This is a genomic window from Vibrio sp. QJM3NY_21 (assembly GCF_057785975.1).
This window is the reverse complement of record NZ_CM173513.1, coordinates 369,072-392,785: the sequence shown is the minus strand read 5'-3', so window position 1 is coordinate 392,785 and position 23,714 is coordinate 369,072. Positions and strand designations below refer to the sequence as shown.

General features: G+C 44.7%; 21 protein-coding genes. 8 read left to right on the top strand and 13 right to left on the bottom strand.

The features are described 5' to 3' along the window. Positions 1-27 precede the first annotated feature (27 nt). On the top strand, positions 28-831 hold the full coding sequence (gene apaH, locus AC3CID_RS01805) for a bis(5'-nucleosyl)-tetraphosphatase (symmetrical) ApaH (RefSeq protein WP_065207182.1): 804 nt from the start codon (positions 28-30) through the stop codon (positions 829-831). Positions 832-967: 136 nt separating this feature from the next. On the opposite strand, the gene folA is transcribed toward apaH, so the two are convergent. The 6 genes from folA to rplU all read right to left on the bottom strand — a co-directional run bounded on the left by folA (position 968) and on the right by rplU (position 4,985). After that, entirely contained in the window at positions 968-1,447 is a 480-nt protein-coding gene (gene folA / locus AC3CID_RS01800; protein ID WP_065207181.1) for a type 3 dihydrofolate reductase, read from the bottom strand. 40 nt (positions 1,448-1,487) lie between these two features. Then, the gene (locus tag AC3CID_RS01795) at positions 1,488-1,961 is read right to left on the bottom strand and encodes a threonine/serine exporter family protein (protein ID WP_009847830.1); all 474 of its coding nucleotides are present in this window, start codon (positions 1,959-1,961) and stop codon (positions 1,488-1,490) included. Beyond that, the gene (locus AC3CID_RS01790) at positions 1,961-2,728 is read right to left on the bottom strand and encodes a threonine/serine exporter family protein (protein WP_114632943.1); all 768 of its coding nucleotides are present in this window, start codon (positions 2,726-2,728) and stop codon (positions 1,961-1,963) included. Before AC3CID_RS01790 ends, AC3CID_RS01795 begins: the two co-directional genes overlap by 1 nt. Before the next feature lie 169 nt (positions 2,729-2,897). Further along, positions 2,898-4,070 carry an Obg family GTPase CgtA gene (gene cgtA / locus AC3CID_RS01785; RefSeq protein WP_009847831.1) on the bottom strand — a complete coding sequence of 391 codons (1,173 nt, stop codon included), beginning with the start codon at positions 4,068-4,070 and terminating at the stop codon, positions 2,898-2,900. Between the two features lie 326 nt (positions 4,071-4,396). Continuing rightward, positions 4,397-4,654: a 50S ribosomal protein L27 gene (rpmA, locus tag AC3CID_RS01780; protein WP_004735905.1), complete on the bottom strand. Its 258-nt coding sequence runs from the start codon at positions 4,652-4,654 to the stop codon at positions 4,397-4,399. Positions 4,655-4,673: 19 nt separating this feature from the next. Beyond that, positions 4,674-4,985 carry a 50S ribosomal protein L21 gene (gene rplU / locus AC3CID_RS01775; RefSeq protein WP_004740823.1) on the bottom strand — a complete coding sequence of 104 codons (312 nt, stop codon included), beginning with the start codon at positions 4,983-4,985 and terminating at the stop codon, positions 4,674-4,676. 268 nt (positions 4,986-5,253) lie between these two features. Between rplU and ispB the strand changes: the two genes are divergently transcribed. Further along, the gene (ispB, locus tag AC3CID_RS01770) at positions 5,254-6,225 is read left to right on the top strand and encodes an octaprenyl diphosphate synthase (RefSeq protein WP_004735906.1); all 972 of its coding nucleotides are present in this window, start codon (positions 5,254-5,256) and stop codon (positions 6,223-6,225) included. A 102-nt stretch (positions 6,226-6,327) separates the two neighbouring features. On the opposite strand, the gene AC3CID_RS01765 is transcribed toward ispB, so the two are convergent. Continuing rightward, on the bottom strand, positions 6,328-6,519 hold the full coding sequence (locus AC3CID_RS01765; RefSeq protein WP_054547893.1) for a hypothetical protein: 192 nt from the start codon (positions 6,517-6,519) through the stop codon (positions 6,328-6,330). 124 nt (positions 6,520-6,643) lie between these two features. Next, a complete protein-coding gene (mdh, locus tag AC3CID_RS01760) occupies positions 6,644-7,579 on the bottom strand; it encodes a malate dehydrogenase (RefSeq protein ID WP_102487784.1) in 936 nt (311 codons plus the stop codon). Between the two features lie 332 nt (positions 7,580-7,911). Here mdh and argR point away from each other — a divergent pair, with 332 nt between their 5' ends. The 4 genes from argR (at position 7,912) to AC3CID_RS01740 (ending at position 13,070) form a co-directional block, all read left to right on the top strand. Next, positions 7,912-8,382: a transcriptional regulator ArgR gene (argR, locus tag AC3CID_RS01755; protein WP_004735909.1), complete on the top strand. Its 471-nt coding sequence runs from the start codon at positions 7,912-7,914 to the stop codon at positions 8,380-8,382. A 342-nt stretch (positions 8,383-8,724) separates the two neighbouring features. Next, entirely contained in the window at positions 8,725-9,693 is a 969-nt protein-coding gene (locus AC3CID_RS01750; RefSeq protein WP_017078819.1) for a TAXI family TRAP transporter solute-binding subunit, read from the top strand. 255 nt (positions 9,694-9,948) lie between these two features. Beyond that, positions 9,949-12,528 carry a TRAP transporter permease gene (locus AC3CID_RS01745; protein ID WP_017078820.1) on the top strand — a complete coding sequence of 860 codons (2,580 nt, stop codon included), beginning with the start codon at positions 9,949-9,951 and terminating at the stop codon, positions 12,526-12,528. A 104-nt stretch (positions 12,529-12,632) separates the two neighbouring features. After that, positions 12,633-13,070 (top strand): universal stress protein, encoded by a 438-nt coding sequence (locus tag AC3CID_RS01740; RefSeq protein WP_004735912.1) that lies wholly within the window; start codon positions 12,633-12,635, stop codon positions 13,068-13,070. Positions 13,071-13,216: 146 nt separating this feature from the next. Here AC3CID_RS01740 and AC3CID_RS01735 read toward each other — a convergent pair whose 3' ends face one another. Both AC3CID_RS01735 and rluA read right to left on the bottom strand, forming a co-directional pair. Further along, complete coding sequence (locus AC3CID_RS01735; RefSeq protein WP_488526876.1) at positions 13,217-14,179, bottom strand: D-2-hydroxyacid dehydrogenase; 963 nt, start codon at positions 14,177-14,179, stop codon at positions 13,217-13,219. 34 nt (positions 14,180-14,213) lie between these two features. Beyond that, a complete protein-coding gene (rluA, locus tag AC3CID_RS01730) occupies positions 14,214-14,948 on the bottom strand; it encodes a bifunctional tRNA pseudouridine(32) synthase/23S rRNA pseudouridine(746) synthase RluA (RefSeq protein WP_237300563.1) in 735 nt (244 codons plus the stop codon). A 158-nt stretch (positions 14,949-15,106) separates the two neighbouring features. On the opposite strand from rluA, the gene AC3CID_RS01725 reads away from it, so the two are divergent. Then, positions 15,107-16,384 carry an NRAMP family divalent metal transporter gene (locus tag AC3CID_RS01725; protein WP_488526875.1) on the top strand — a complete coding sequence of 426 codons (1,278 nt, stop codon included), beginning with the start codon at positions 15,107-15,109 and terminating at the stop codon, positions 16,382-16,384. 139 nt (positions 16,385-16,523) lie between these two features. On the opposite strand, the gene rapA is transcribed toward AC3CID_RS01725, so the two are convergent. Beyond that, on the bottom strand, positions 16,524-19,433 hold the full coding sequence (gene rapA / locus AC3CID_RS01720; RefSeq protein ID WP_017086997.1) for an RNA polymerase-associated protein RapA: 2,910 nt from the start codon (positions 19,431-19,433) through the stop codon (positions 16,524-16,526). A gap of 465 nt (positions 19,434-19,898) precedes the next feature. Here rapA and AC3CID_RS01715 point away from each other — a divergent pair, with 465 nt between their 5' ends. Then, the gene (locus tag AC3CID_RS01715; RefSeq protein ID WP_004735919.1) at positions 19,899-21,278 is read left to right on the top strand and encodes a PhoH family protein; all 1,380 of its coding nucleotides are present in this window, start codon (positions 19,899-19,901) and stop codon (positions 21,276-21,278) included. A gap of 151 nt (positions 21,279-21,429) precedes the next feature. Here the strand turns inward: AC3CID_RS01715 and tldD are convergent, their stop codons facing one another. Both tldD and AC3CID_RS01705 read right to left on the bottom strand, forming a co-directional pair. After that, positions 21,430-22,875: a metalloprotease TldD gene (tldD, locus tag AC3CID_RS01710; protein WP_004735920.1), complete on the bottom strand. Its 1,446-nt coding sequence runs from the start codon at positions 22,873-22,875 to the stop codon at positions 21,430-21,432. Positions 22,876-22,894: 19 nt separating this feature from the next. Next, a complete protein-coding gene (locus AC3CID_RS01705) occupies positions 22,895-23,707 on the bottom strand; it encodes a carbon-nitrogen hydrolase family protein (protein WP_488526874.1) in 813 nt (270 codons plus the stop codon). Positions 23,708-23,714 lie beyond the last annotated feature (7 nt).

Here is a 23,714-nt window from a genome sequence, read left to right as displayed (position 1 = left end):
GTACATCCGTATCTACAGGAAATTATTGTGTCGAATTATATTGTCGGAGACATCCAAGGGTGCTTCGACGAACTTCAATTACTGCTTAAAACCGTCAATTTTGATAAGCAGCAAGATACCTTATGGGTTGCTGGTGACTTAGTCGCCCGTGGTCCTAAATCATTGGAGACGCTACGCTTTATTCGTAGCCTAGGTAACGCTGCTAAGGTTGTATTAGGCAACCATGACTTGCATCTACTTGCGGTTTCCTTAGGGCTATTTCCAGCTAAAGCAAAAGACAAGACTCAACCCATTCTTGATGCAGAAGACCGAGAACAGCTGCTCGAATGGTTAAGACAACAGCCTTTGATTCAAGAACATCCAGAGTTCGTAATGTCTCATGCTGGCATCTCACCTCAATGGGATCTAGAGCGAGCGCGTATTGAAAGTCTGGAAATAGCTGATTTATTAAAATCAGAGCAGTGGCAATGGCTTATCGAAAACATGTACAGCAACACGCCTGACTCATGGTGTCAAAATTTAGAAGGGATTGAGCGCTATCGCTATGCGATAAACAGCCTGACTAGAATGCGCTTCTGTTTTACTGATGGCCGACTCGATATGGCCTGTAAACTTCCGCCAAGCGAAATTACCACTGAGCCGTTAGTGCCTTGGTTTGACCTACCACAACGTATAAAGCTGGATAAAACAGTTATTTTTGGACACTGGGCTGCGCTAGAAGGTTACTCAGGAAAAGATGTGATTGGACTTGATACTGGGTGTGTGTGGGGGGGAGACTTGACGATACTTCGCTGGGAAGACAAACAGTTTTTCACTCAAAAAGCGCTATAGAAACACGAGATACGAGATACGAGATACGAGATACGAGATACGAGATACGAGATACGAGATACGAGATACGAGAAGCTTGCGCTAGCTGTGCACAGTAACGCAAGCATTTTCAGAGCCTAACTCTTAATAACCACCGTTAACGCTCGAGAACCACAAACTCCATATCGTGCTTGTTTTTCTCATCCGCTTGATAAGTATCATTAAAGCTCTGCTTCCAACCTTCTCCCCAGTCTGGGAATTGAGTATCACCATCCACATCAAAATCGATATAAGTCAGGTATAACTTGTTCGCTCTTGGTAAGCAGGTTTCATAGATTGAACCACCACCGATGATCATCACTTCATCAACATCACTTACCAGCTCTAGTGCTTTTTCAATCGAAGTTACCGTCGTTACGCCTTCGATTTCTAAACTCTCGTCGCGGCTGATTACAACGTTCAGCCTCCCCGGCAAAGGGCGACCAATTGAATCGTAAGTTTTACGCCCCATAACGACAGGTTTGCCCATAGTTGAACGTTTAAACCATGCGAAATCTGCAGGTAAATGCCAAGGCATCTGATTGTCTTTACCAATTACACGGTTGTTCGCCATTGCCGCTATCATGCTGATGATCATAAATCGAAAGTCCTGTCCTTACTTGAAAATGAAGTTGAAGCTAGACGATAGGTCTACGACGGTAGAATAACAGCCCAGGCACTGCTAAGCCAACCGCAAGCCCTGCGATAATGAACATCGATTTCAAAAAGTTCTCCATCAACAATGCCAATAGTTCTGGGTTGTATCCGGCTCGGTTAATCTCAACCATGGCAATCATCGCCTTAAAGGCAAACACGCCAGGGACCATCGGAATCAAGGCTGCAACCGTAAATACTTTCGGGTGTGCTAACAATTTATGCGACCAATGCACCCCTATCATGCCTACCAATGTAGCAGCAAAGAACGTCGCCCATTCAATAGGAATACCAAAGTGCATCATCAAATAACGGCTACCGTGACCAATGGAACCTCCCAGCGCACAATAAATTAATGCTCGTTGCGGTACGTTAAACACCAATGCAAAACCAACCGCAGGAATCGCAGCAAAAAACATGTCGTTGAGTAACCCAACAAAAAGTTCAAAAATAGTCATCAGTTCACCCACCCCCATACGTCAGATAGGCTCATCGCTGCGACAATACCTAAGCTTGTCGCTAGAGTTAATAGACTGGCCATAGTAAAACGCGCTAACCCCATATTAATGTGGCCTTTAAGCATATCTGCTACAGAGTTAATCAAAGGAAAACCAGGCACTAACATCAATACTGAAGAAGCCATCACGATGGTGGGTTGACCTCCAATATTGTAGAGCACCGCCTGAGCTGAAATGGTGGTGGTGACAAAAGCGGTAATAGCAAAATTTAATAACGGATTGAAATGACGATGACCGATCTCTTGTCTCACAATCATACCGCAAGCCGAAGCTATAAACGTCATCATAAAGACATGCCAATCTCCGCCAGCAAGACGGCTAAAAGAAGCACACGATAGCCCTATCATTACGACAACTAACCAACGGTTGTAGCGTTCAGGACTGATCCCTTGGATCTTATTATAAGCTAAATCATAATCTAGAATCCCTTTCTCCATCATGATACACACGCGTTGAATCTCGGTTATCACCTGCATATTAATGCCACGATCAGCGCAACTTCGAGTCGTCGTTATGCAATGATCATCCATTACTGTTGTCACAACCAACGCATTGGCTGACAGTGCAACTTCAACCTCATTCACCCCACAAGCAATACCGATGCGGCGCATAATGTCACCGACCAATGTGCTCTCGGCGCCATGAGCTAATAACATTTGTCCTGATTGAGCGACTAACCTTGAGATCGCTCTTTGTTTTGATGCCATGATTTCCTTCCCATAGGCGTTAATTATCTAAAGATAAATTTTGCATAAAAAACAGCAAGACGTCATGATTTAGATACAAAAAAACCGCAATTTTCATTGCGGTTTAATAAAACTATCAGCGTATCTTAGAAAAAGCGACCAAAGTGCTTATAAGAAACTACGAGGATTATTAATCACGAACATAGATAACATGACCGTCATCTTCTTCGTCATCCCAATCATCCCAGTCGTCGTCATCTTCAGTAACGACATTCTTACCGGCCATTGCATCTTTATGGTAGTCATCCCACATAAAGTTAACTTTTTCTTCTTCTTCAATTGCTTCAACTTCACGAGGTAGGTTCTCCATGAACTCACCCAGTTTAAAGCAAAGATCTTTGGTACCGATCTTGTTTACAGCAGAGATCTTGAAGTACTCGCCTTCCCAACCCAAAGCTTCAACGATTTCTTGAATCTTTTCGTCCGCTTCTTCTTCAGGCATTAGGTCAACTTTATTGAACACTAACCAACGAGGTTTCTGTGCAACTTTCTCACTGTATTGCTCAAGCTCATCGATGATCGTCAGTGCATTCTGAATAGGATCAGAACCATCGATCGGCAAAATATCGATCATATGCAGAAGAACGCGACAACGCTCAAGGTGCTTCAAGAAACGAATACCAAGACCAGCGCCATCAGCTGCGCCTTCGATCAAGCCAGGGATATCGGCAACTACGAAACTCTTCTCAGGGACAACACTTACCACACCTAAGCTAGGGATTAGCGTCGTAAACGGGTAATCAGCCACTTTTGGTTTCGCAGCAGATACTGAGCGAATAAACGTAGATTTACCAGCGTTTGGCAAACCAAGCATACCAACATCCGCTAGCAGAAGAAGCTCTAAACGCAGTTCGCGAACTTCACCTTTAGTACCCATTGTCTTTTGACGAGGAGCACGGTTAACAGACGACTTAAAGCGCGTGTTACCAAGACCGTGCCAACCACCTTTACCAACCATAACTTTCTTGCCATGCTCAGCAACTTCAGCAACGATTTCATTCGTGTGGATATCAACAGCGCGAGTACCTACCGGTACTTTCATCGTCATATCTTTACCACGTTTACCAGTACAGTTACCACCGCGGCCATTTTCGCCACGCTCAGCATTGTAAAAACGTTGGAAACGGTAATCGATCAGTGTGTTTAAGTTTTCATCCGCTTGAATGTAAACATCACCGCCATCACCGCCATCACCGCCGTCAGGACCACCTTTAGCGACGAATTTTTCGCGCCAAAAGCTTACTGTACCATTACCGCCATCACCGGCTTCTATTTTTACTGATGCTTCATCAACGAATTTCATTTTTTAACTCCGCACTTACGTTGCGTTACCACTCATCAAGGAGTGATATAAATTCTAGCAGATCCGTGTTTAGATCGATCACCTAAGATCTAGATCGATCTGCAACCAAGGAACAAATAAGGAGAGGTTCTTTGCTTTCTGTATCTTAAAAAACAAACGGCTTCTTAATAAAACCAAACTGTTTCTCAAAAATAGAACGGCTTATCAAAACCAAAACAAGAGCGTCTACTTTTTTATTCTCGCTATAAATAAAAAACCCTGCCGAATCGGCAGGGCTTTTGAATTCAGCTTGAAAGCTAGTATAAATAATCTAATAAAAGATTAAATTACTCAGCTTCGATGCTTACAAACTTACGGTTTTTAGGACCTTTTACTGCAAATTTCACTTTACCTTCAGTAAGAGCGAAAAGAGTATGGTCTTTACCGATGCCAACGTTTGTGCCAGCGTGGAACTTAGTACCACGTTGACGAACGATGATGTTACCTGCAAGAACAGATTCACCACCAAAACGCTTAACACCAAGACGTTTGCTTTCTGAATCGCGGCCGTTATTAGTAGAACCGCCAGCTTTTTTATGTGCCATTGTTAAACTCTCCTAATACTTAAGCGTTAATGCCAGTGATTTTCACTTCTGTGAACCACTGACGGTGACCAGCTTGCTTACGCGAGTGCTTACGACGACGGAACTTAACGATTTTTACTTTATCGCCACGACCGTGTTGTACTACTTCTGCAGTAACTTTGCCACCTTCAACAAGAGGTGCACCAACAGCGATTTCTTCGCCGTTAGCAACAAGAAGAACTTTATCAAATTCTACAGTTGCACCAGTTTCAACGTCTAATTTCTCTAAACGAAGTGTTTGACCTTCGCTTACTCGGTGTTGTTTGCCACCAGATTGGAAAACAGCGTACATATTTTACTCCGCTTTTTCCGCACAGCCTATGGTTGTTAATTCTACAACTCGGGTGTGCGCTAAACTAATCAATAGGGCGCAGATTCTACGGGAATCATGCCGCTATGACAAGCCATATTTTTAAAATATTGGCGAAAACATGTTCGCCAAAGAAAAGTGCGGCAATGATGCCTTTAAGTGATGTATTAATCAACGTTTTTTAGTGTATTATTCAACAATTATATACAACGTATAAGCCTTACAGGGTCTAACTTCAGCCGGATGAACAATGGATTTTAAAGCTATCCAAACGCTTACTGCCAATGATATGGCAAAAGTGAATGAAACAATTCAAGCCCAACTTAATTCTGACGTAAGTTTAATCAACCAGCTTGGTTTTTATATCGTTAGCGGTGGTGGCAAACGCCTACGTCCTTTGCTTGCTCTTTTATCTGCTCGTGCACTTGGTTATCAAGGTGAAGCTCATATCACCTCTGCAGCTTTTATCGAGTTTATTCACACCGCAACCCTTCTCCATGATGATGTCGTCGACGAGTCGGACATGAGACGCGGTAAAGCGACAGCCAACGCAGCTTTTGGTAATGCCGCTAGCGTTTTGGTGGGTGACTTTATCTACACTCGCTCGTTCCAGATGATGACAACGCTAGGATCCTTAAAGATCCTTGAGTTAATGAGTGAAGCAGTTAACGTGATTGCCGAGGGTGAAGTTCAACAATTAATGAACTGTAATAACCCAGACACCACAGAAGAAAGTTACATGCAGGTCATCTACTCGAAGACCGCTCGCTTGTTTGAAGCTGCAACGCAAATCGGTGCAATTCTTAGCGAATCATCACCTGAAATCGAAACGGCTATGCAAAACTACGGTAAATACCTAGGCACTGCATTCCAATTGATTGATGATGTGATGGATTACACTGCTGATGGTAAAGAGATGGGTAAGAACGTTGGTGACGATCTTGCAGAAGGCAAACCAACACTGCCTCTACTTTACGCAATGCATAATGGTTCTCCTGAACAAACCAGTATGATTCGAGAAGCGATTGAAAAAGCCAATGGTATGGAGCGTCTCGACGACATTATGGCTGTGATGAAAGAGACAGGCTCGTTAGAGTACACAACAAATAAAGCCTATGAAGAAGCAGATAAAGCGATTGCTGAGCTTTCTGTACTTCCTGATTCAGAATATAAGCAAGCGCTAACCACGCTCGCACACTTAGCTGTTAAACGTAGCAAGTAAGCAGGTTAATAGACAACTCGCTTCTAGCTTCTATATAAATAACAAAAAAGGGCCTCAGGGCTCTTTTTTAGTTTTGAACAAATATTTGTAAGAGAATCAAATTCAATATCGGCTCGCTTCTAATGACAGCGGCAGTTGTACTTCAATTTCTTCAAGTTCTTCCATTGGCACTGCGTATTGCTCATGCCCATTGTAAGTCTCTACCAAGGCGTACTGCTCTTGCTCATCAATGACCAATATTTTTCCTAAGCGCCCCAAATAGTGGACATTCATACCCTTTTCAACAGTAGCCATAAACTTTACCTCGACCTTGGTTATATAGACAGATACGAGCAACTTGAATTTTAGGATCAAAAAAGCCGATCATAATGATCGGCTCTTATTAACTATCTTTTGGCTGAGTTAAATGGTGTCCCGCTTATTTAGCGAATTCAACACCGATCTCAATATCGCCATTTAGCGTTTCAAGCATGCTATCTAAAGCATTACGTTCGAAGTCGCTCAGTTCACCGTAGCTAAGAATCGCTTCTGCGCCCTCTTTGCCTAGCTTAACTGGCTGTGCAAAGAACGGTGCGTGCTCGCCTTCACCTTCAACGTATGCACATTCAATTACGTTCTCTTCGCCTTGAAGCGCTTTCACTAGAGCAAGACCGAAGCGACAAGCCGCTTGACCCATCGATAGTGTTGCACTGCCGCCGCCAGCTTTAGCTTCTACTACTTCAGTACCCGCATTTTGGATACGAGTTGTTAGCGCTGCGATTTCTTCATCAGTAAACTCTACGCCTTCAACTTGAGAAAGTAGAGGAAGGATCGTTACACCTGAGTGACCGCCGATAACAGGAACACGGATGTTGCTTGGATCTTTATCTTTCAGCTCAGCAACAAACGTTTCAGAACGAATAACATCAAGAGTAGTAATACCGAATAAACGACGCTTGTCGTAAACGCCCGCTTTCTTAAGTACTTCAGCAGCGATTGGTACTGTTGTATTTACTGGGTTAGTGATGATACCAACACAAGCAGTAGGACAAGTAACTGCGATTTTCTCTGCAAGAGACTTAACAATGCCAGCGTTCACATTGAAAAGATCCGCACGATCCATACCAGGCTTACGAGCAACACCCGCAGAAATAAGCACAACATCCGCACCTTCTAGTGCTGGTGTTGGATCTTCACCCGCGTAACCTTTGATCGAAACAGGTGTTGGGATATGGCTAAGATCGGCAGCAACACCCGGAGTTACCGGAGCGATGTCGTAAAGTGCAAGATCTGAACCAGCAGGCAGGCGGTTCTTTAGTAGTAGGGCTAGGGCTTGACCGATGCCACCAGCGGCACCAATAACAGCTACTTTCATTGTTATTCTCCTTGAGAGCTTTCTCTTATAAATTCTTGGTAGGGTAGTTCTTGAGCTAAATTATCGTTAAAAAAATATATTAATCACAAAGTGATTACAATCAATTAACGCCAGCTTTGCGACTTCGCGCAAGTCAATAAAACCGTGCTACACAGCAAGTTCGCATTATGGCGATAATCGACTGAAATAACAAAATAAGTCGACACTAATAACACATTATTCTATTAAATTTTTACAGTGATATGACTAACAAATTGCCGTGATATTTTAGCTAAAATTGAATATGTATGCGAGAATATGCAAACATCTTTGTTAATGAATAAGAATGACATATGCGCAATACAGAAAAACAAGACAACTTAGTTCGTGCTTTTAAATCATTACTAAAAGAAGAACGTTTTGGTTCGCAAGGCGAGATTGTCGATGCCCTCAAACATGAAGGTTTTGAAAGTATCAACCAATCTAAAGTTTCGCGTATGTTAACTAAGTTTGGTGCAGTTCGAACTCGTAATGCAAAAATGGAGATGGTTTACTGTCTTCCTGCTGAACTTGGTGTTCCGACAGTTTCTAGCTCTCTGAGAGAATTAGTATTAGATATCGACCACAACAATGCATTGGTGGTGATACACACCGGCCCAGGTGCGGCGCAGCTTATTGCTCGTTTATTGGACTCATTAGGTAAGTCGGAAGGTATACTAGGTGTCGTTGCAGGCGATGATACTATCTTCATCACGCCAACCTTGTCAGTTACCACGAAGCAATTGTTTGATTCTGTGTGCGAACTGTTTGAATACGCAGGATAATTGGTCACAGTTTCATAACCATAAACCTGATTAATGGATCACGAACACCGATTCGCTTCGTGATCCAAATCACATCCTAGAATATCTATCTCCCCCTCCTCAAACACCACTAAACCATTGATTTTAAAAAACTCAGTAGCAAATCAAACACAAGATCTAACCGTCATTTGTTAGATTTTTTAGCTATATCTTTTAACATTTGAGTAATTTTCTGCCAATTTTTGATATTATTCAGCCACTTTTTCATCACATGGATTGAAAAAGGTGCCGTTTCCAAATAGGAAACTCCAGAAACGACTACACTTGTTTCAGGGTTAATAATGAATAAAGGAAGGGAAATTCATGGCATTTACCAAACTTATTAAAGTTGGGGCTATTGCAGCTGCTGTAATGGGCGCTGGCGCAGTTAACGCTCAAGAGTTCATCACAATTGGTACAGGTTCAGTAACGGGTGTTTACTACCCAACTGGTGGTGCTATTTGTAAGCTTGTGAACAAAGGCCGCAAAGACCACAACATTCGTTGTTCTGTAGAATCTACTGGTGGTTCGATCTACAACGTTAACACCATCCGTGCTGGTGAACTAGATTTCGGTGTTGTTCAATCGGACTGGCAATACCACGGCTACAACGGTACAAGTAAATTCAAAGATCAGGGCGAATACAAAAAACTTCGCGCTATGTTCTCTCTACATACAGAACCGTTCAACATCATCGCTCGTACCGATGCTGGTATCAACAATGTGTCTGACCTAGCAGGTAAGCGTGTAAACATTGGGAACCCAGGCTCTGGTGACCGTGCAACCATGGGTGTTGTAATGGACGCTATGGGTTGGACTAACGATAGCTTCAAGCTTGCTTCTGAACTTAAAGGTTCTGAGCGTTCACAAGCTCTTTGTGACAACAAGATTGATGCATTCATCTACATGGTTGGTCACCCGAACGGATCAATCAAAGAAGCAACGACTTCTTGTGATGCAAAATTGGTTTCAGCAACTGGTCCACAGATCGACAAGATCGTAGCTGAAAACCCATACTATGCATACAGCACAGTTCCAGCTGGCATGTACCGTGGTACAGATGCTGACGTAAACAGCTTCGGTGTTGCAGCAACTATGGTAACAACGTCTGACGTTTCTGATGAAGTCGCATACAACGTTGCTAAAGCGGTATTTGAAAACTTCGCTACATTCAAACGCCTGCACCCAGCATTTGCGAACCTGAAGAAAGAAGACATGGTTAAAGCGGGTATCTCAATCCCTCTTCACCCTGGCGCAGTAAAATACTACAAAGAAGTAGGCCTTCTAAAGTAATTCTACTTTAAGCCTGCTCTACCAATAAGGAGGCATGTCCTCCTTATTGGCTTTTCACGTTTTATAAAAATAACCCAAGTGAAAAGAGACAAACCTTTAAGTTTCTCCAATTTGGCGAACTTACCTTCGTATCAAGCCTAAGACAAAGACGAACAAAAAACGCATTTCCCTATCGATTCACTACACTAGATAGGAAATAAATAACGTCTCGTTGTTCGTAAGAAAGGCAGACCATCAATAATAAGGATAAAGTACATGACGCAGACAACATCACCGTCTCCAGATGTGCAAGAAATGGTGGCACAATCAGACACTGGTGCGCGTAGCCCTCGCGGTATCCAAGGCCGTATTTTATGGTTTGTGCCTCTATGTTGGTCACTGTTCCAACTTTGGTATGCATCTCCGCTGCCGTTCATTTTTAACTTCGCAATTTTAAACGACACTGAAGCTCGAGCAATTCATCTTACGTTTGCCATCTTCCTAGCCTTTACCGCTTACCCAGCAATGAAAAATTCGCCTCGGGATAGAATTCCTGCGGTCGACTGGATATTAGCGCTGGTTGGTAGCTTTTCAGCTTCTTATATCTATATTTTCTATACTCAACTCGCTGAACGTTCAGGCGCACCAACAACATTCGATATTGTTGCTGCTGTATTTGGTATGGTTCTACTGCTTGAAGCAACACGACGCGCTTTAGGTCCACCTCTTATGGTTGTGGCTGCAGTATTCCTACTTTACACCTTTGGCGGTCCACACATGCCAGACGTTATCGCCCATAAAGGTGCAAGCCTGAACAAGGCAATGTCGCATCTGTGGCTAACAACTGAAGGTGTATTCGGTGTTGCTCTTGGCGTTTCTACGTCATTCGTATTCTTGTTTGTACTGTTTGGTGCAATGCTAGAACGCGCAGGCGCAGGCGCTTACTTCATCAAGGTTGCGTTCTCTTTACTTGGCCACATGAAAGGCGGCCCAGCGAAAGCAGCCGTTGTTGCATCTGGCCTATCCGGTCTTGTGTCTGGTTCATCTATCGCTAACGTTGTAACCACGGGTACTTTCACGATCCCTCTCATGAAAAGAGTCGGATTCTCAGGTGAAAAAGCCGGTGCTGTAGAAGTTGCCGCTTCAACCAATGGTCAATTAACTCCACCAATCATGGGTGCTGCTGCATTCTTGATGGTTGAATATGTGGGTATCTCGTATGTAGAAGTGATTAAAGCAGCGCTATTGCCTGCTCTTATCTCTTACATCGCCCTGATTTACATTGTTCACTTAGAAGCATGTAAAGCTGGTATGACTGGCCTACCTCGTCGCCACACACCAACTATCGTTCAAAGCCTACTGTCTTTCACTGGTACCATTCTTGGGCTATGTGTCATCAGTGCTGCGGTTTACTACGGTGTCGGCTGGACGAAAGATGTCTTTGGCGATGCAGCGACACCTATTGTTACCGTTGCTCTATTGATCTCTTATGTAGCCTTGGTTCGAGTATCAGCAAAATATGCCGCTGAAGGTGGCATGGACATCGATGCCGAGCTAACAGAAGTACCCGATCCAGGCCCAACCATTAAGTCTGGCCTGCACTTCCTACTGCCTATCGTGGTGCTTGTTTGGTGTCTGACTGTAGAGCGATTCTCTCCAGGTCTTTCTGCCTTCTGGGCAACGGTATTCATGATCTTCATTTTGATCACACAGCGTCCTTTGATGACTCTGATGAACAAATCGGACGATCTTGCAGAGCAAACTAAAGCCGGTTTCGTTGATCTATTAGAGAGCTTGGTTTCAGGCGCGCGCAACATGATCGGTATCGGTGTAGCGACAGCTGCAGCGGGTACGGTTGTCGGCGTGGTGACTCTCACGGGTATCGGCTTGGTAATGACGGACTTCGTTGAGTTCATCTCAGGCGGTAGCATCATCCTTATGCTGCTATTTACTGCGGTAATCAGCTTAATCCTAGGTATGGGCTTACCAACAACGGCGAACTACATCGTTGTATCAACACTGATGGCTCCGGTAATTGTTACCTTAGGCGCGGCGCATGGCCTGATCATTCCTCTGATTGCAGTTCACTTATTCGTGTTCTACTTCGGTATCTTAGCCGATGATACACCTCCGGTTGGCTTGGCAGCCTTTGCGGCCGCCGCGATTGCGAAATCAGACCCGATCCGTACTGGTATTCAAGGCTTTACCTACGATATCCGGACTGCGATCTTGCCATTCATGTTCATCTTCAATACCCAACTACTGTTGATGGGCATTGATTCTTGGTGGCATCTATTCCTCACTATTTTCTCTTCTGTAACTGCGGTACTTATCTTTGCCGCTGCAACGCAAGGTTGGTGGTTTACCAAGAACAAATGGTGGGAAACGATCCTATTATTGGTTCTAACTTTCTCTTTCTTCCGCCCTGGCTTCTGGTGGGACATGATTTATCCAGAGAAAGTTCTTTCACCTGGAGTTGAGATCGCTCAAATCACAGAAGGTCTATCTGTGGGACAATCTCTTGAGTTAAGAGTGGGTGGCGAAAACTTAGAAGGTGACTATTCTGAGAAGACGGTTCGCCTTCCATTTGAAGATTCTGCGACAACAAGTGAAGACCGCATTGCTTCAATGGGCTTAATGCTGACGAAATCTGAAGGCAAGATGATTGTCGACATGGTTGAGTTCGGTAGCCCAGCAGAAGCGGCTGGCATTGACTTTGATTGGGAAATTAAATCAGTTATCCAAGACGCAGAAAGACCAATGAAAGAGTGGGTATTCTTACCATCCCTACTGATTCTAATTGGCTTAGCGATGAACCAAAGAAGGCGTGCTCGTAAGGATGAGATTAGCGCGTAATGGATAGAGCCAAGTAGTGCTCAACTCTATTTGGCTTTATTACATGGAAAGGATAATCACAGCGCTTGGTCAAGACTAAGCGCTGATAAAAAAGAGAAAAACACATGTATAAACAAATCCTTGTTCCTGTTGATCTTAACGACAAAGGCTTTTCTGACAAAGCTGTTGAATTAGCGGTATGGCACGCAAAGCACAGTAATGCTGAAATCCACATCTTGAACGTATTGCCGGGCATTCACATGTCGATGGTTGCGTCTTACTTCCCGAAAGATGCAGCAAACCAAATGAAGCTCGATGTGAAAAATCAGCTGAAAGAGTTTGCAGACAAGTACATCGACGATGAAGTAGTTTATAAGGTTCACGTTGCAGAAGGTAAAACCTACACAACGATTCTAGATTACGCAGAAAAGCTTGGGGCAGACCTGATTGTGATGCCTAGTCATAAGCGCTCGAAAATCGACAAAGTGGTACTGGGTTCAGTGGCGAGTAAAGTCGTACAGAATTCACCAATCAATGTATTGGTCATCAAACCTCAAGGCTAATCGCTTCTGGCTTCTGGCTTCTGGCTTCTGGCTTCTGGCTTCTGGCAGATAAGCTAAGTCGAACTACAGACAAAACATCTAAAAAGGTTGGCTCAAAGCCAACCTTTTTTATGTCTGAAGCTGAGCGTATAACCGCTTACTGTGAATTAACTGACGAGATTCTGCGGCTTACCTGAAGCAAAGGCATCAATGTTATCGATTAAGATATCAGACAGCTTTTGAATTGAGCTATCACTGCCCCACGCCACATGTGGCGTTAACAGTAAATTTGGCAAATGACTGTTAGCCAGTAATGGATTCGAGTTGTCAGCCGGTTCTTGTGTGAACACATCCATACCCGCGCCCGCAATCTCTTGATTTTTCAAAGCTTCAACTAAAGCTTGTTCATCCACGAGTCCACCGCGGCCAGCATTAACTAACACCGCATTTGGTTTCATCATTGCTAGCTCTCGCTCTGAAATCAGGTCTCGAGTCGCTTTGGTCAATGGACAATGTAAGCTGATTGCATCTGCTTGTTGTAACACCGTATCAAAAGGCAGATACCCTTCTCGACAAGAGTCAGCCCCTTTACGCTCAGCAAAGATTACGTTCATACCAATCGCTTTTGCTAATATCGCAGTCGCTTGCCCTAAACTGCCACTACCGATTAAGCCTAATGTACTGCCTGCAACATCTTGAATCGGATGAGTAAAGAAGCAGAATTGTTGATCCTTTTGCCACTCGCCAGCTTCGATGTCTTGATGATAACCAACGAGGTTTCGCTTTAACGTAAACAGCATCGCGATAACATGTTCAGGTACCGATTGAGTCGCGTAACCTTGCACGTTTGTCACCGCGATGTTGTTACTCTTACAGTAACCAACATCGACATTGTTCACACCTGTAGCTGAAACAGCTATTAGCTTAAGCTGTTGTGCTTGAGCTAAATTCGATTCGTTGAGCACCACCTTATTGGTAATAATCACATCAGCGCCTTCAATTCGTTCAGACACTTGCTCCGGCGAAGTAAAATCATACTCAACCCACTGATGTTCAAAGCTGATAGGTTTTAAATGAATTTGAGATGGGATGGTGGCTCTGTCAAGAAAGACCACTTTCAACTTCCGCATTGTACGTCCTTGTATTGGTATTGATTTAACCATTCTAAGCTTTTAGCTTGCTGTAGTCTGGAAGCTCAGGCGCAATTTCAAAGTGCTGTTCTATTTGTGGCAATGCTTGAGGATAAAAATTACATGGCACGAAGGCTTTGAAGAGCTGATTATTAGCCGGATGATAAAAACTCAGTTCGCACGCGTGCAAAGCTAACCTATCGCTATACTCAAACGCCTCTGGCGTGGCATAAAACTCGTCGCCAACAATTGGAGCCCCTATCGCCATACAATGAACACGCAACTGATGAGAGCGACCAGTGATCGGCAGCAATTTCAATAATGTCGTTTGAGGCTCTTGCTGCTCCACCACATAGCGAGTCTGTGATGACTTGCCATCCTCGAAGCACACCTTTTGTCTTGGTCGATTTGGCCAATCACAAATGAGCGGCAGATCAATCAAACCTTCTACTTCTTCTACTGAACCCCATACTCGGGCGTAATAGAGTTTGTGTGTCAGTCGATATTGAAATTGCTTCTTCAAATGACGCTCAGCTTGTTTGTGTTTAGCGAGCAGCATCAAGCCCGATGTCGACATGTCCAGTCGATGCACCACCTGAATCTCCGCAAATTCGACAACCAACCGACTCCACATACTGTCGTAATGCTCTGGCAATCTCCCTGGCACCGAAAGCAGGCCTGCAGGCTTGTTCACCACAAGAATATCGTCATCTTGATAAACAATATCAATCCACGGTTCACGCGGTGGTGTGTACTGTTCTAACGCCATTAAAGCCTCTTAATTACTGGTTAATAAATAATTTACGGTTGATTCGTTTATTAATAAATACAATTTTCAACATTTCCGTACATAAAAGTTGACGATCTTACAAAACATGGTATTGATAGGATAACGGATTATAAGAAGTCAGCATCAAAGGAAAAATGATGGAAAGTACGGTTAAAGCCACCACAGAAAAAACACCAACCTCAGCTCCCCTATCAAGTTTAATTAAGTCTCTTGGCCCAGGTATTATGATGGCCGCAGCAGCTGTTGGTGGCTCTCACTTAGTCGCTTCAACGAAAGCTGGCGCCATTTATGGTTGGCAACTAGTCGCATTGATTCTTTTAGTTAACGTATTTAAGTACCCATTCTTTAGAGCTGGTATCCAATATACCCTTGGCACCGGACAAAGTTTGGTGGAAGGATACTCTAACCTTGGCCGACCTTACCTTGTTATCTTTTCGATACTGAGTGCCATTTCCGCCGTGGTCAATACCGCAGCCTTGCTGTTGTTCAGTGCAAGCCTACTTAGCTACTTTATTCCTTTTGATTTAGCCACCAGCACCTTGTGCATGATCGTTTTAGCGACCTGTTTGATCATTCTTTTTGCAGGTCATTATCGTGCTCTCGATACGCTATCTAAAGCGATCATGGCTGTCCTGACCATCACCACTCTAGCCGCTGTTGCGATTGCTATTGGCTCTCCAGTCGAACCTGATGCCGCTTTTGTGCCACCATCACCTTGGTCATTGGCTGCTATCGGATTTATCGTGGTGACTATGGGTTGGATGCCTGCGCCTATCGAGATCTCAAGCATCACCTCTATGTGGCTAAAAAGCCAAAAAGAGAAACAAGACGTGACCGCTCAATCTGCCCTGTTCGATTTCAATGTAGGCTACATTGGTACGGCACTGCTTGCACTGGTATTCGTTGCTTTAGGTGCTCTGGTACTTCACGGCTCAGGAGTTGAATTGTCTCGCTCTGGCGTTGGCTTCACTCATCAGTTGGTCGGTATTTACGCCTCAACAATTGGTGAATGGTCTCGTCCACTGATCGCAATCGTCGCCTTCTTCTGTATTTTTGGCAGTACCATTACTGTTATCGATGGCTACTCACGCGTACTTGCTGAATCACAGCGTCTACTGCTTAAAAAAGAGAGCAGCCCAAGAATGCTACAGGGGTGGATAATCATCGTATCTATCGCTGCGCTAGCAATCGTGATGTTTTTCAGCGCAGCACTGATGCCAATGCTCGATTTCGCGATGATACTCGCTTTTATCACGACCCCCTTCTTCGCATTACTGAATTTCATTTTGGTGAGCAAAGCAGAACTACCTAAAGCGCTTGCGATTGGCACTAAGCTAAAATGGTTGTCTGTAGCAGGTCTGGTTTACCTATTTGGCTTCTTAGCTCTGTTCGTTTGGTGGAAATGGTTGATGTAATCAGCTCTCCAAATTATTAGCCAAACTGCTAACCGAACTCTGAACTAAACTGTTAACCAAGCTACAGATACAAATAAGGCCTTCGTGATGAAGGCCTTATTTCGTTAAAGCGTCAAGCTAGCGATATTCTAGTTCTGGCTTAGTTGTGAGAAACCACAATCAAGCGTAACGAATCCAGCTGAACCTGAGCTTTACTGATGTAACCGGTCAGTTCATTGATTTGAGCTTCGATAACTTCTAGCTCTTCATCACGAATGTTAGGGTTCACCGCTTTAAGCGCTTGTAGACGCTCTAGCTCACCGTTCAAGTTGGTTTGCATATCTTTCTGGGCTTGCTGACGAACTTCTTCAACCTTCGGCAGTACATGCGTCTCACCAGCTTCAATTAGCTTGTGAATTTCACCCTGTACTGAATTCACCAACTTGCTTGCCAAGTGACGGTTCACAGGGCTTAGCTGACGGTTAAAGCTATCGAACTCAACCTGAGCAGATAAATCGTTACCACGACCATCCATCATCAAACGAATCGGCGTCTTAGGTAAGAACTGGCTGATACCGCTGCGCTTTGGCGCTTGTGCATCAACAAGGTAAACCAGCTCAAGCAGGATAGTACCAACAGGTAACGCTTTGTTTTTCAATAGCGATACCGCAGACGCACCCACACCTTCGCTCAATAGCAGATCAATACCGCCCTGAATCATTGGGTGTTCCCAGCTAATGAAGTTCATGTCTTCACGAGACAGCGCAGTTTCACGATCAAACGTGATGGTTGCACCTTCATAAGGTAGGCCTGGGTAGCTTGGAACCATCATGTGCTCAGATGGCGTCACAACTAGCGCATTTTCACCCTTATCGTCTTGGTTCAAACCAATGGTATCGAACAGACTCAGTGCAAAAGACACTAGATTAGTATCACCGTCAGTCGACGCGATCTTTTCTGCAATCTCATGCGCTTTTTCGCCGCCATTTGAGTGCATTTCTAGTAGGCGATCTCGGCCTTTCTCTAGATCCGATTTCAGGCTTTGGTTTAGCTTGGCTGATTCTTCAATCACTTCATCAAGTTGCTCAGTGTTACCAGAAGCCAACATCTCAATAAGAACATCAGAGTACTTGTCGTAAACCGTGCGACCTGTAGGGCACGTCTCTGCAAATGCGTTCAGACCTTCATCGAACCAACGCGCCAGAATCGCTTGCGATGTGCCTTTTAGGTAAGGAACGTGAATGTCGATATCACGCAGCTGACCGATACGGTCCAAACGACCAATACGTTGCTCAAGCAAGTCTGGGTTGAATGGCAAATCGAACATCACTAACTGGTTAGCAAACTGGAAGTTACGACCTTCAGAGCCGATTTCGCTACAGATAAGAACCTGAGCGCCACCCTCTTCTTGAGCAAAGTAAGCCGCCGCTTTATCACGCTCTAAAATCGACATGCCTTCATGGAATACGGTTGCACGCACACCTTCACGCTCACGCAGAGCTTGTTCCAATTGCAGAGCGGTACTCGCACGCGACGCAATCACTAGGATCTTTTCGCTGCGCTTGTCTTGGATCTTTTCAATCAACCAGTTCACACGTGAATCGAACTGCCACCAGCTTGAGTCTTCACCTTCAAACTCTTGGAAGATCTCTTCTGGGTACAACATCTTCATCGCTCGAGCTTCTGGTGCCATCTTGCCACCGATCATGCCCGATACACGCATCGAGGTTGTGTACTGCGTTGGAATGTCCATCGGCAGTAGGTTTACATTACGCTTAGGGAAGCCTTTGATTGCAGCACGCGTGTTTCTGAAAAGAACACGGCCAGTACCATGGCGATCCATAAGGTTATCAATAAGTTCTTGGCGAGCTAAGGCTTGCTCTTCTTCGCTGCTATCACCTTCAATAACACGGAACAGAGGCTCAACATCTTGCTCAGACAGAAGCTCTGTGATCTGGTTCTTCGCGCTGTTTTCAAGCTTCACGCCAGAGAACAATGCCGTTACTGCATCAGCAACAGGGGCATATTGGTCCTCTTCTTCAACGAAAGCTTCGTAATCGTAAAAGCGATCAGGGTCAAGCAGACGCAGACGTGCAAAGTGACTCTCACGACCCAGCTGTTCAGGGGTTGCTGTCAGTAGCAGTACGCCAGAAGTATTTTCAGCTAATCCTTCAACCACTTGGTATTCGCGGCTCGGTTTATCTTGGCTCCACTCAAGGTGGTGCGCTTCATCGACAACCAACAAATCCCACTCACCTTCAAGTGCTTGCTCGTAGCGCTTACGGCTCTTACGTAGGAAATCTAAAGAACACAGAACGTATTGCTGTGTATCAAATGGGTTATCTGACTCCGCGAAGGCTTCAATACAACGCTCTTCGTCAAAGATAGAGAAGTGCAGGTTGAAACGGCGCATCATCTCTACTAACCATTGGTGTTGCAGAGTTTCAGGGACCACAATCAGAATGCGTTCAGCACGGCCAGACAACACCTGTTGGTGAATGATCATGCCTGCTTCAATGGTTTTACCTAGACCCACTTCATCAGCTAGTAAAACGCGCGGAGCGTGACGACGACCCACTTCATGAGCAATGTACAACTGATGAGGAATCAAACCAGCGCGCATACCACACAAGCCACGCATCGGGCTCTTATGTTGCTGGTATTGATTGCTTAACGCACGGTAACGCAGTACGAAGTTATCCATACGGTCGATTTGACCTGCGTACAGCTTATCTTGTGGTTTGTTAAAGCGGATCTGGTTGCTTAAGAATATTTCACGCAGAGTCACCTCTGTCTCTTGAGTGTCTTCACGAGTGCCCAAATAAGTCAGTAGCCCTTTATCTTCGATAACTTCTTCGACAGATAGAGACCAGCCTTCTTGGCATTCGATGACATCGCCAACATTAAACGTTACTCGGGTTACGGGAGCATCAGTGCGTGCATAGACACGATTCTCTTCTGATGCTGCAAACATTACTGTCACTGTTCGAGCGTCCATTGCTACAACGGTACCTAAACCTAAATCGCTCTCCGTATCGCTTATCCAGCGTTGCCCCAAAGCAAATGTCATGAATCGACTACCTCAATCTTATAGTTGGAATTTGGTCATTTGAACTGCAATTTAAACAAGAGCGTTATCGCTCCTGCATTAAAAATATAGCCAAAAATGCCTAGTTTGCAGCCACTTTTTAAGTGCGCTCTCGATAATAAATATCTCAAGAAAATGGTGCAGAAAAAGGTCGCTAATATTACTCGATGCTGTGATTTAGGTCACGCCTAAAGGCGATGATTTCACACTTTTTTTCTGTTTTCGCCAATGCAATCAAACTGTCAAAAAATCATGGTTAATCTATAGGTAGCAGATTGCTGCTCTTAAATGAACACGCCATATTCATTCACAACGATATGGCGATATTTCTCTAGATGAAGTTTAGGTGAGTAGTTGACTATCACCGGAATGAGATACTAATCTTTATATGAGCTTTATCTACGTTCAATGAATGCAAGGCAAGCCGCACGTCGGCAAGGAGATGCTATGGGCGAGACCAACCGGAAGCTATTTGTTTTAGACACTAATATCCTACTTCACGAACCCTTCGCTATATTTTCTTTCCAAGAGCACGATGTCGTTATCCCCATGACGGTGCTAGAAGAACTCGACAGAATTAAAGACAGTAAAAGAGACGTTGCTCGAGATGCGAGAATTGCGATTCGAACGCTCGAAGACTTGTTCAGGGAAGCCACACCAGACCAAATATCGGAAGGCATTCCTTTTTCTAAAGACATAAACGCATCTGGCAGTATTTCAATACTCGCTGATTACGAACTTCAAGAAAGCATCAAAGCCTTCGCCGATGACAAGGCAGGCGATAACCGAATCCTCAACGCAGTCCTCTACCTTCAAAACAAACGCGCGCCACGCGAAGTGGTTCTTATCACTAAAGACATCAACATGCGCTTACGAGCCAAAGGCGCTGGGGTCCGCTTTGTTGAAGACTATCAAACCGACCAATTGATTGATGACATCCAATACCTCACTAAAGGCTTTCAACAACTCGAAGGCTCATTCTGGGATGGCGTCGATAACGTCGAGAGTAGAAGTTTAGGCGGAAAAACGCTGCACACCCTCGCAAGAGCACCTTTCGATCCAACCTTCCTCAACCAATATGTGATTGACGAAGAAAGTGACTTTGCTGGTCGTGTAGAAGAGATTGAGGCCGAACGCATTACGCTCAGAGATCTCAGTCGAGAAAGGTTAATGAACCGCAAGACATGGGACATTACACCTAAGAATGTCTATCAAGGGATGGCGATTGATGCACTGCTCGACCCTGATATTGATTTGGTGATTCTCACCGGCGCTGCAGGCAGTGGTAAAACACTGTTAGCCATGGCTGCCGCACTTGAGCAAACCATAGAGCGTAAACAATTCGATAAGATCATCGTAACCCGAAACACGCCCGATATCGGTGAGTCGATTGGGTTCCTTCCCGGCACCGAGGAAGAAAAAATGCTGCCTTGGTTAGCGGCAGTGACCGATACACTGGAAGCTCTGCACAAGAACGATCACTGCACCGAAGGGTCAATGAAGTACATCTGTGACAAAGCCAATATCCAGTTCAAATCGATTAACTTCATGCGAGGCCGCTCAATTCAAAATGCCTTTGTCCTTTTGGATGAGTGTCAGAACCTCACCGCTTCACAAATCAAAACCATCATCACCCGTTGTGGTGAAGGCACCAAGATCGTCTGTTCAGGAAACCTAGCTCAGATAGATTCATCCTACTTAACCCCTGTAACTTCAGGCTTAACCTACATGGTCGAGCGTTTTAAAGACTTCGAAGGCAGTGCCAATATTCACCTCAATGGTGTGGTACGAAGCCGACTGGCCGAGTTTGCTGAAGAAAATATGTAACTGTTCGGTTTAGTAAATCGTACTCCAGAAACAGAAAAGCCCAAAAACAGAAAAGCGCCTCACATTGGAGGCGCTTTTAACTTTTAACTTCTAGCTTCTAGCTTCTATTTTCTAAGAAACTGAAACTCTAATCAAACGGGGTTAGCCTGAATTACTCAGTACCACCTACTGTAAGAGAGTCTAGCTTCAATGTTGGTTGACCAACACCGACTGGAACGCTTTGGCCGGCTTTACCACACACACCAACACCACGGTCAAGGCTAAGGTCGTTACCTACCATAGACACTTGCTGCATCGCTTCTATACCAGAACCAATGAGCGTTGCACCCTTCACTGGGTGAGTGATTTTGCCGTTTTCAATCATGTACGCTTCAGAAGCGGAGAACACGAACTTACCAGAAGTAATATCAACCTGGCCGCCACCGAAGTTTGGCGCATAGATGCCTCTTTCAACCGTTGAGATAATCTCTTCAGGAGTATGTTCACCCGGCAGCATGTAAGTGTTTGTCATACGCGGCATAGGAAGGTGCGCATAAGACTCACGACGACCGTTACCTGTAGGCGCTACACCCATTAGACGAGCATTAAGCTTATCTTGCATGTAACCTTTTAGGATGCCGTTTTCGATTAGCGTGTTGTACTGACCATTAACGCCTTCATCATCTACGTTCAATGAACCACGTAGATCCGTTAATGTCCCGTCATCAACAATCGTACATAGGCTTGATGTGACTTGCTCGCCTACTTTGCCAGAAAATACTGAAGACTCTTTACGGTTGAAGTCACCTTCTAAACCGTGGCCTACCGCTTCATGTAGAAGAACGCCCGGCCAACCCGAACCAAGAACGACAGGCATTGCACCAGCAGGTGCTGCAACCGCTTCAAGGTTAACTAACGCTTGGCGGATTGCTTCATCAGCAAATTGGTAAGCAACCTGAGAACCATTAGCATCACTTAAGAAGAAGTCGTAACCAAAACGACCGCCACCGCCAGCACTGCCGCGCTCACGACGATCGCCTTTTTGTGCCAGTACGCTGATAGACAAACGAACAAGCGGACGAATATCACCCGCGAAAGTTCCGTCCGTCGCCGCAACCAGCATCTGCTCATGTACACCACTTAAGCTTACTGATACTTCAGTCACCATCGGCTCTTTAGTACGAATGTAAGCATCAAGCGCTTTAAGCAATTCTGTCTTTTGCTGCTTTTCCCAGCTTGCTAGCGGGTTTACCGCGTCATAGTAAGCTTGGTTAGAGTTGCGCTTGAAAGCTTGTACCTTGCCGTTTTGGCCTTGCTTAGCGATACCGCGAGCCGCGATTGCACTCTGTTTAAGGCCATCCAATTGGATTTGGTCAGAGTAAGCAAAACCGGTTTTTTCACCAGAGACGGCTCGTACACCAAGACCACAATCGATATTGAAAGAGCCGTCTTTAATGATGCTGTCTTCTAGCACTAATGACTCGTGCCAGCTTGACTGAAAGTAGATATCAGCATAATCAATTTGGCGGGTAGCAATGCTCGCCAATGTATCTGCGATATTTTGCTCCGTCAGCCCTGTTGGGTTCAGTAGTGCTTCTTCAATTTGATTAATGCTCATAAATGGCTCTTGTTTGTAATTAAAATTGATTGGTGAATCGAGAATGTTGCGCTATTGGCATATTTTGCCTAATTGACTCACAACTGGATGTGTCTATCTCAACCACCATACTTTTAGGCTCTTGGTCCAATTGTGCGACCACTCGTCCCCATGGATCAACCACCATTGAGTGTCCCCATGTTTCTCTTTGGCAAGGATGTTTACCACCTTGCCCTACCGCGACAATCCACGATTGTGTTTCGATCGCACGGCACCTTAATAAGGCTTCCCAATGCGCTTGACCAGTCACTGCTGTAAACGCCGCTGGAACGATAATGATCTGCGCACCTTGCTTACGTAACTCTGAATACAAGTGTGGAAAGCGCACATCATAACAAATACTCAAACCTAAGCGACCAAAAGGCGTTTCTGTCGTCACAACTCGGTCACCCGGAGTGAAAATATCGGACTCTCGATAACACTTATGCGCATCGGCCACATCAACATCAAACATATGTAGCTTGTCGTAATGAGCCACTAAGCTGCCAAAATCATCAATCACCAATGTTGTAGTAGTCACGCCTTTAATCGTACTTATCGGCATGCTACCGACAATAATCCAGATTCGATGAAGCGTAGCTAACTCAGACAGTTTCTTCTGTAATGGGCCATCATTTAAGGGCTCTGCATACTGGTGATAATCGGCTTTGCTACCAAAAACTAACGTGTTTTCAGGGCAAACAACCCACTTAGCCCCTAACGCTTTGCACTTTGCTACTTCTTGAGCAAGGTAAGCAAGGTTCAATTCAGGGCTAGGGCCAGATGTCATTTGAATCAACCCAACACTATCCATGTGTCTC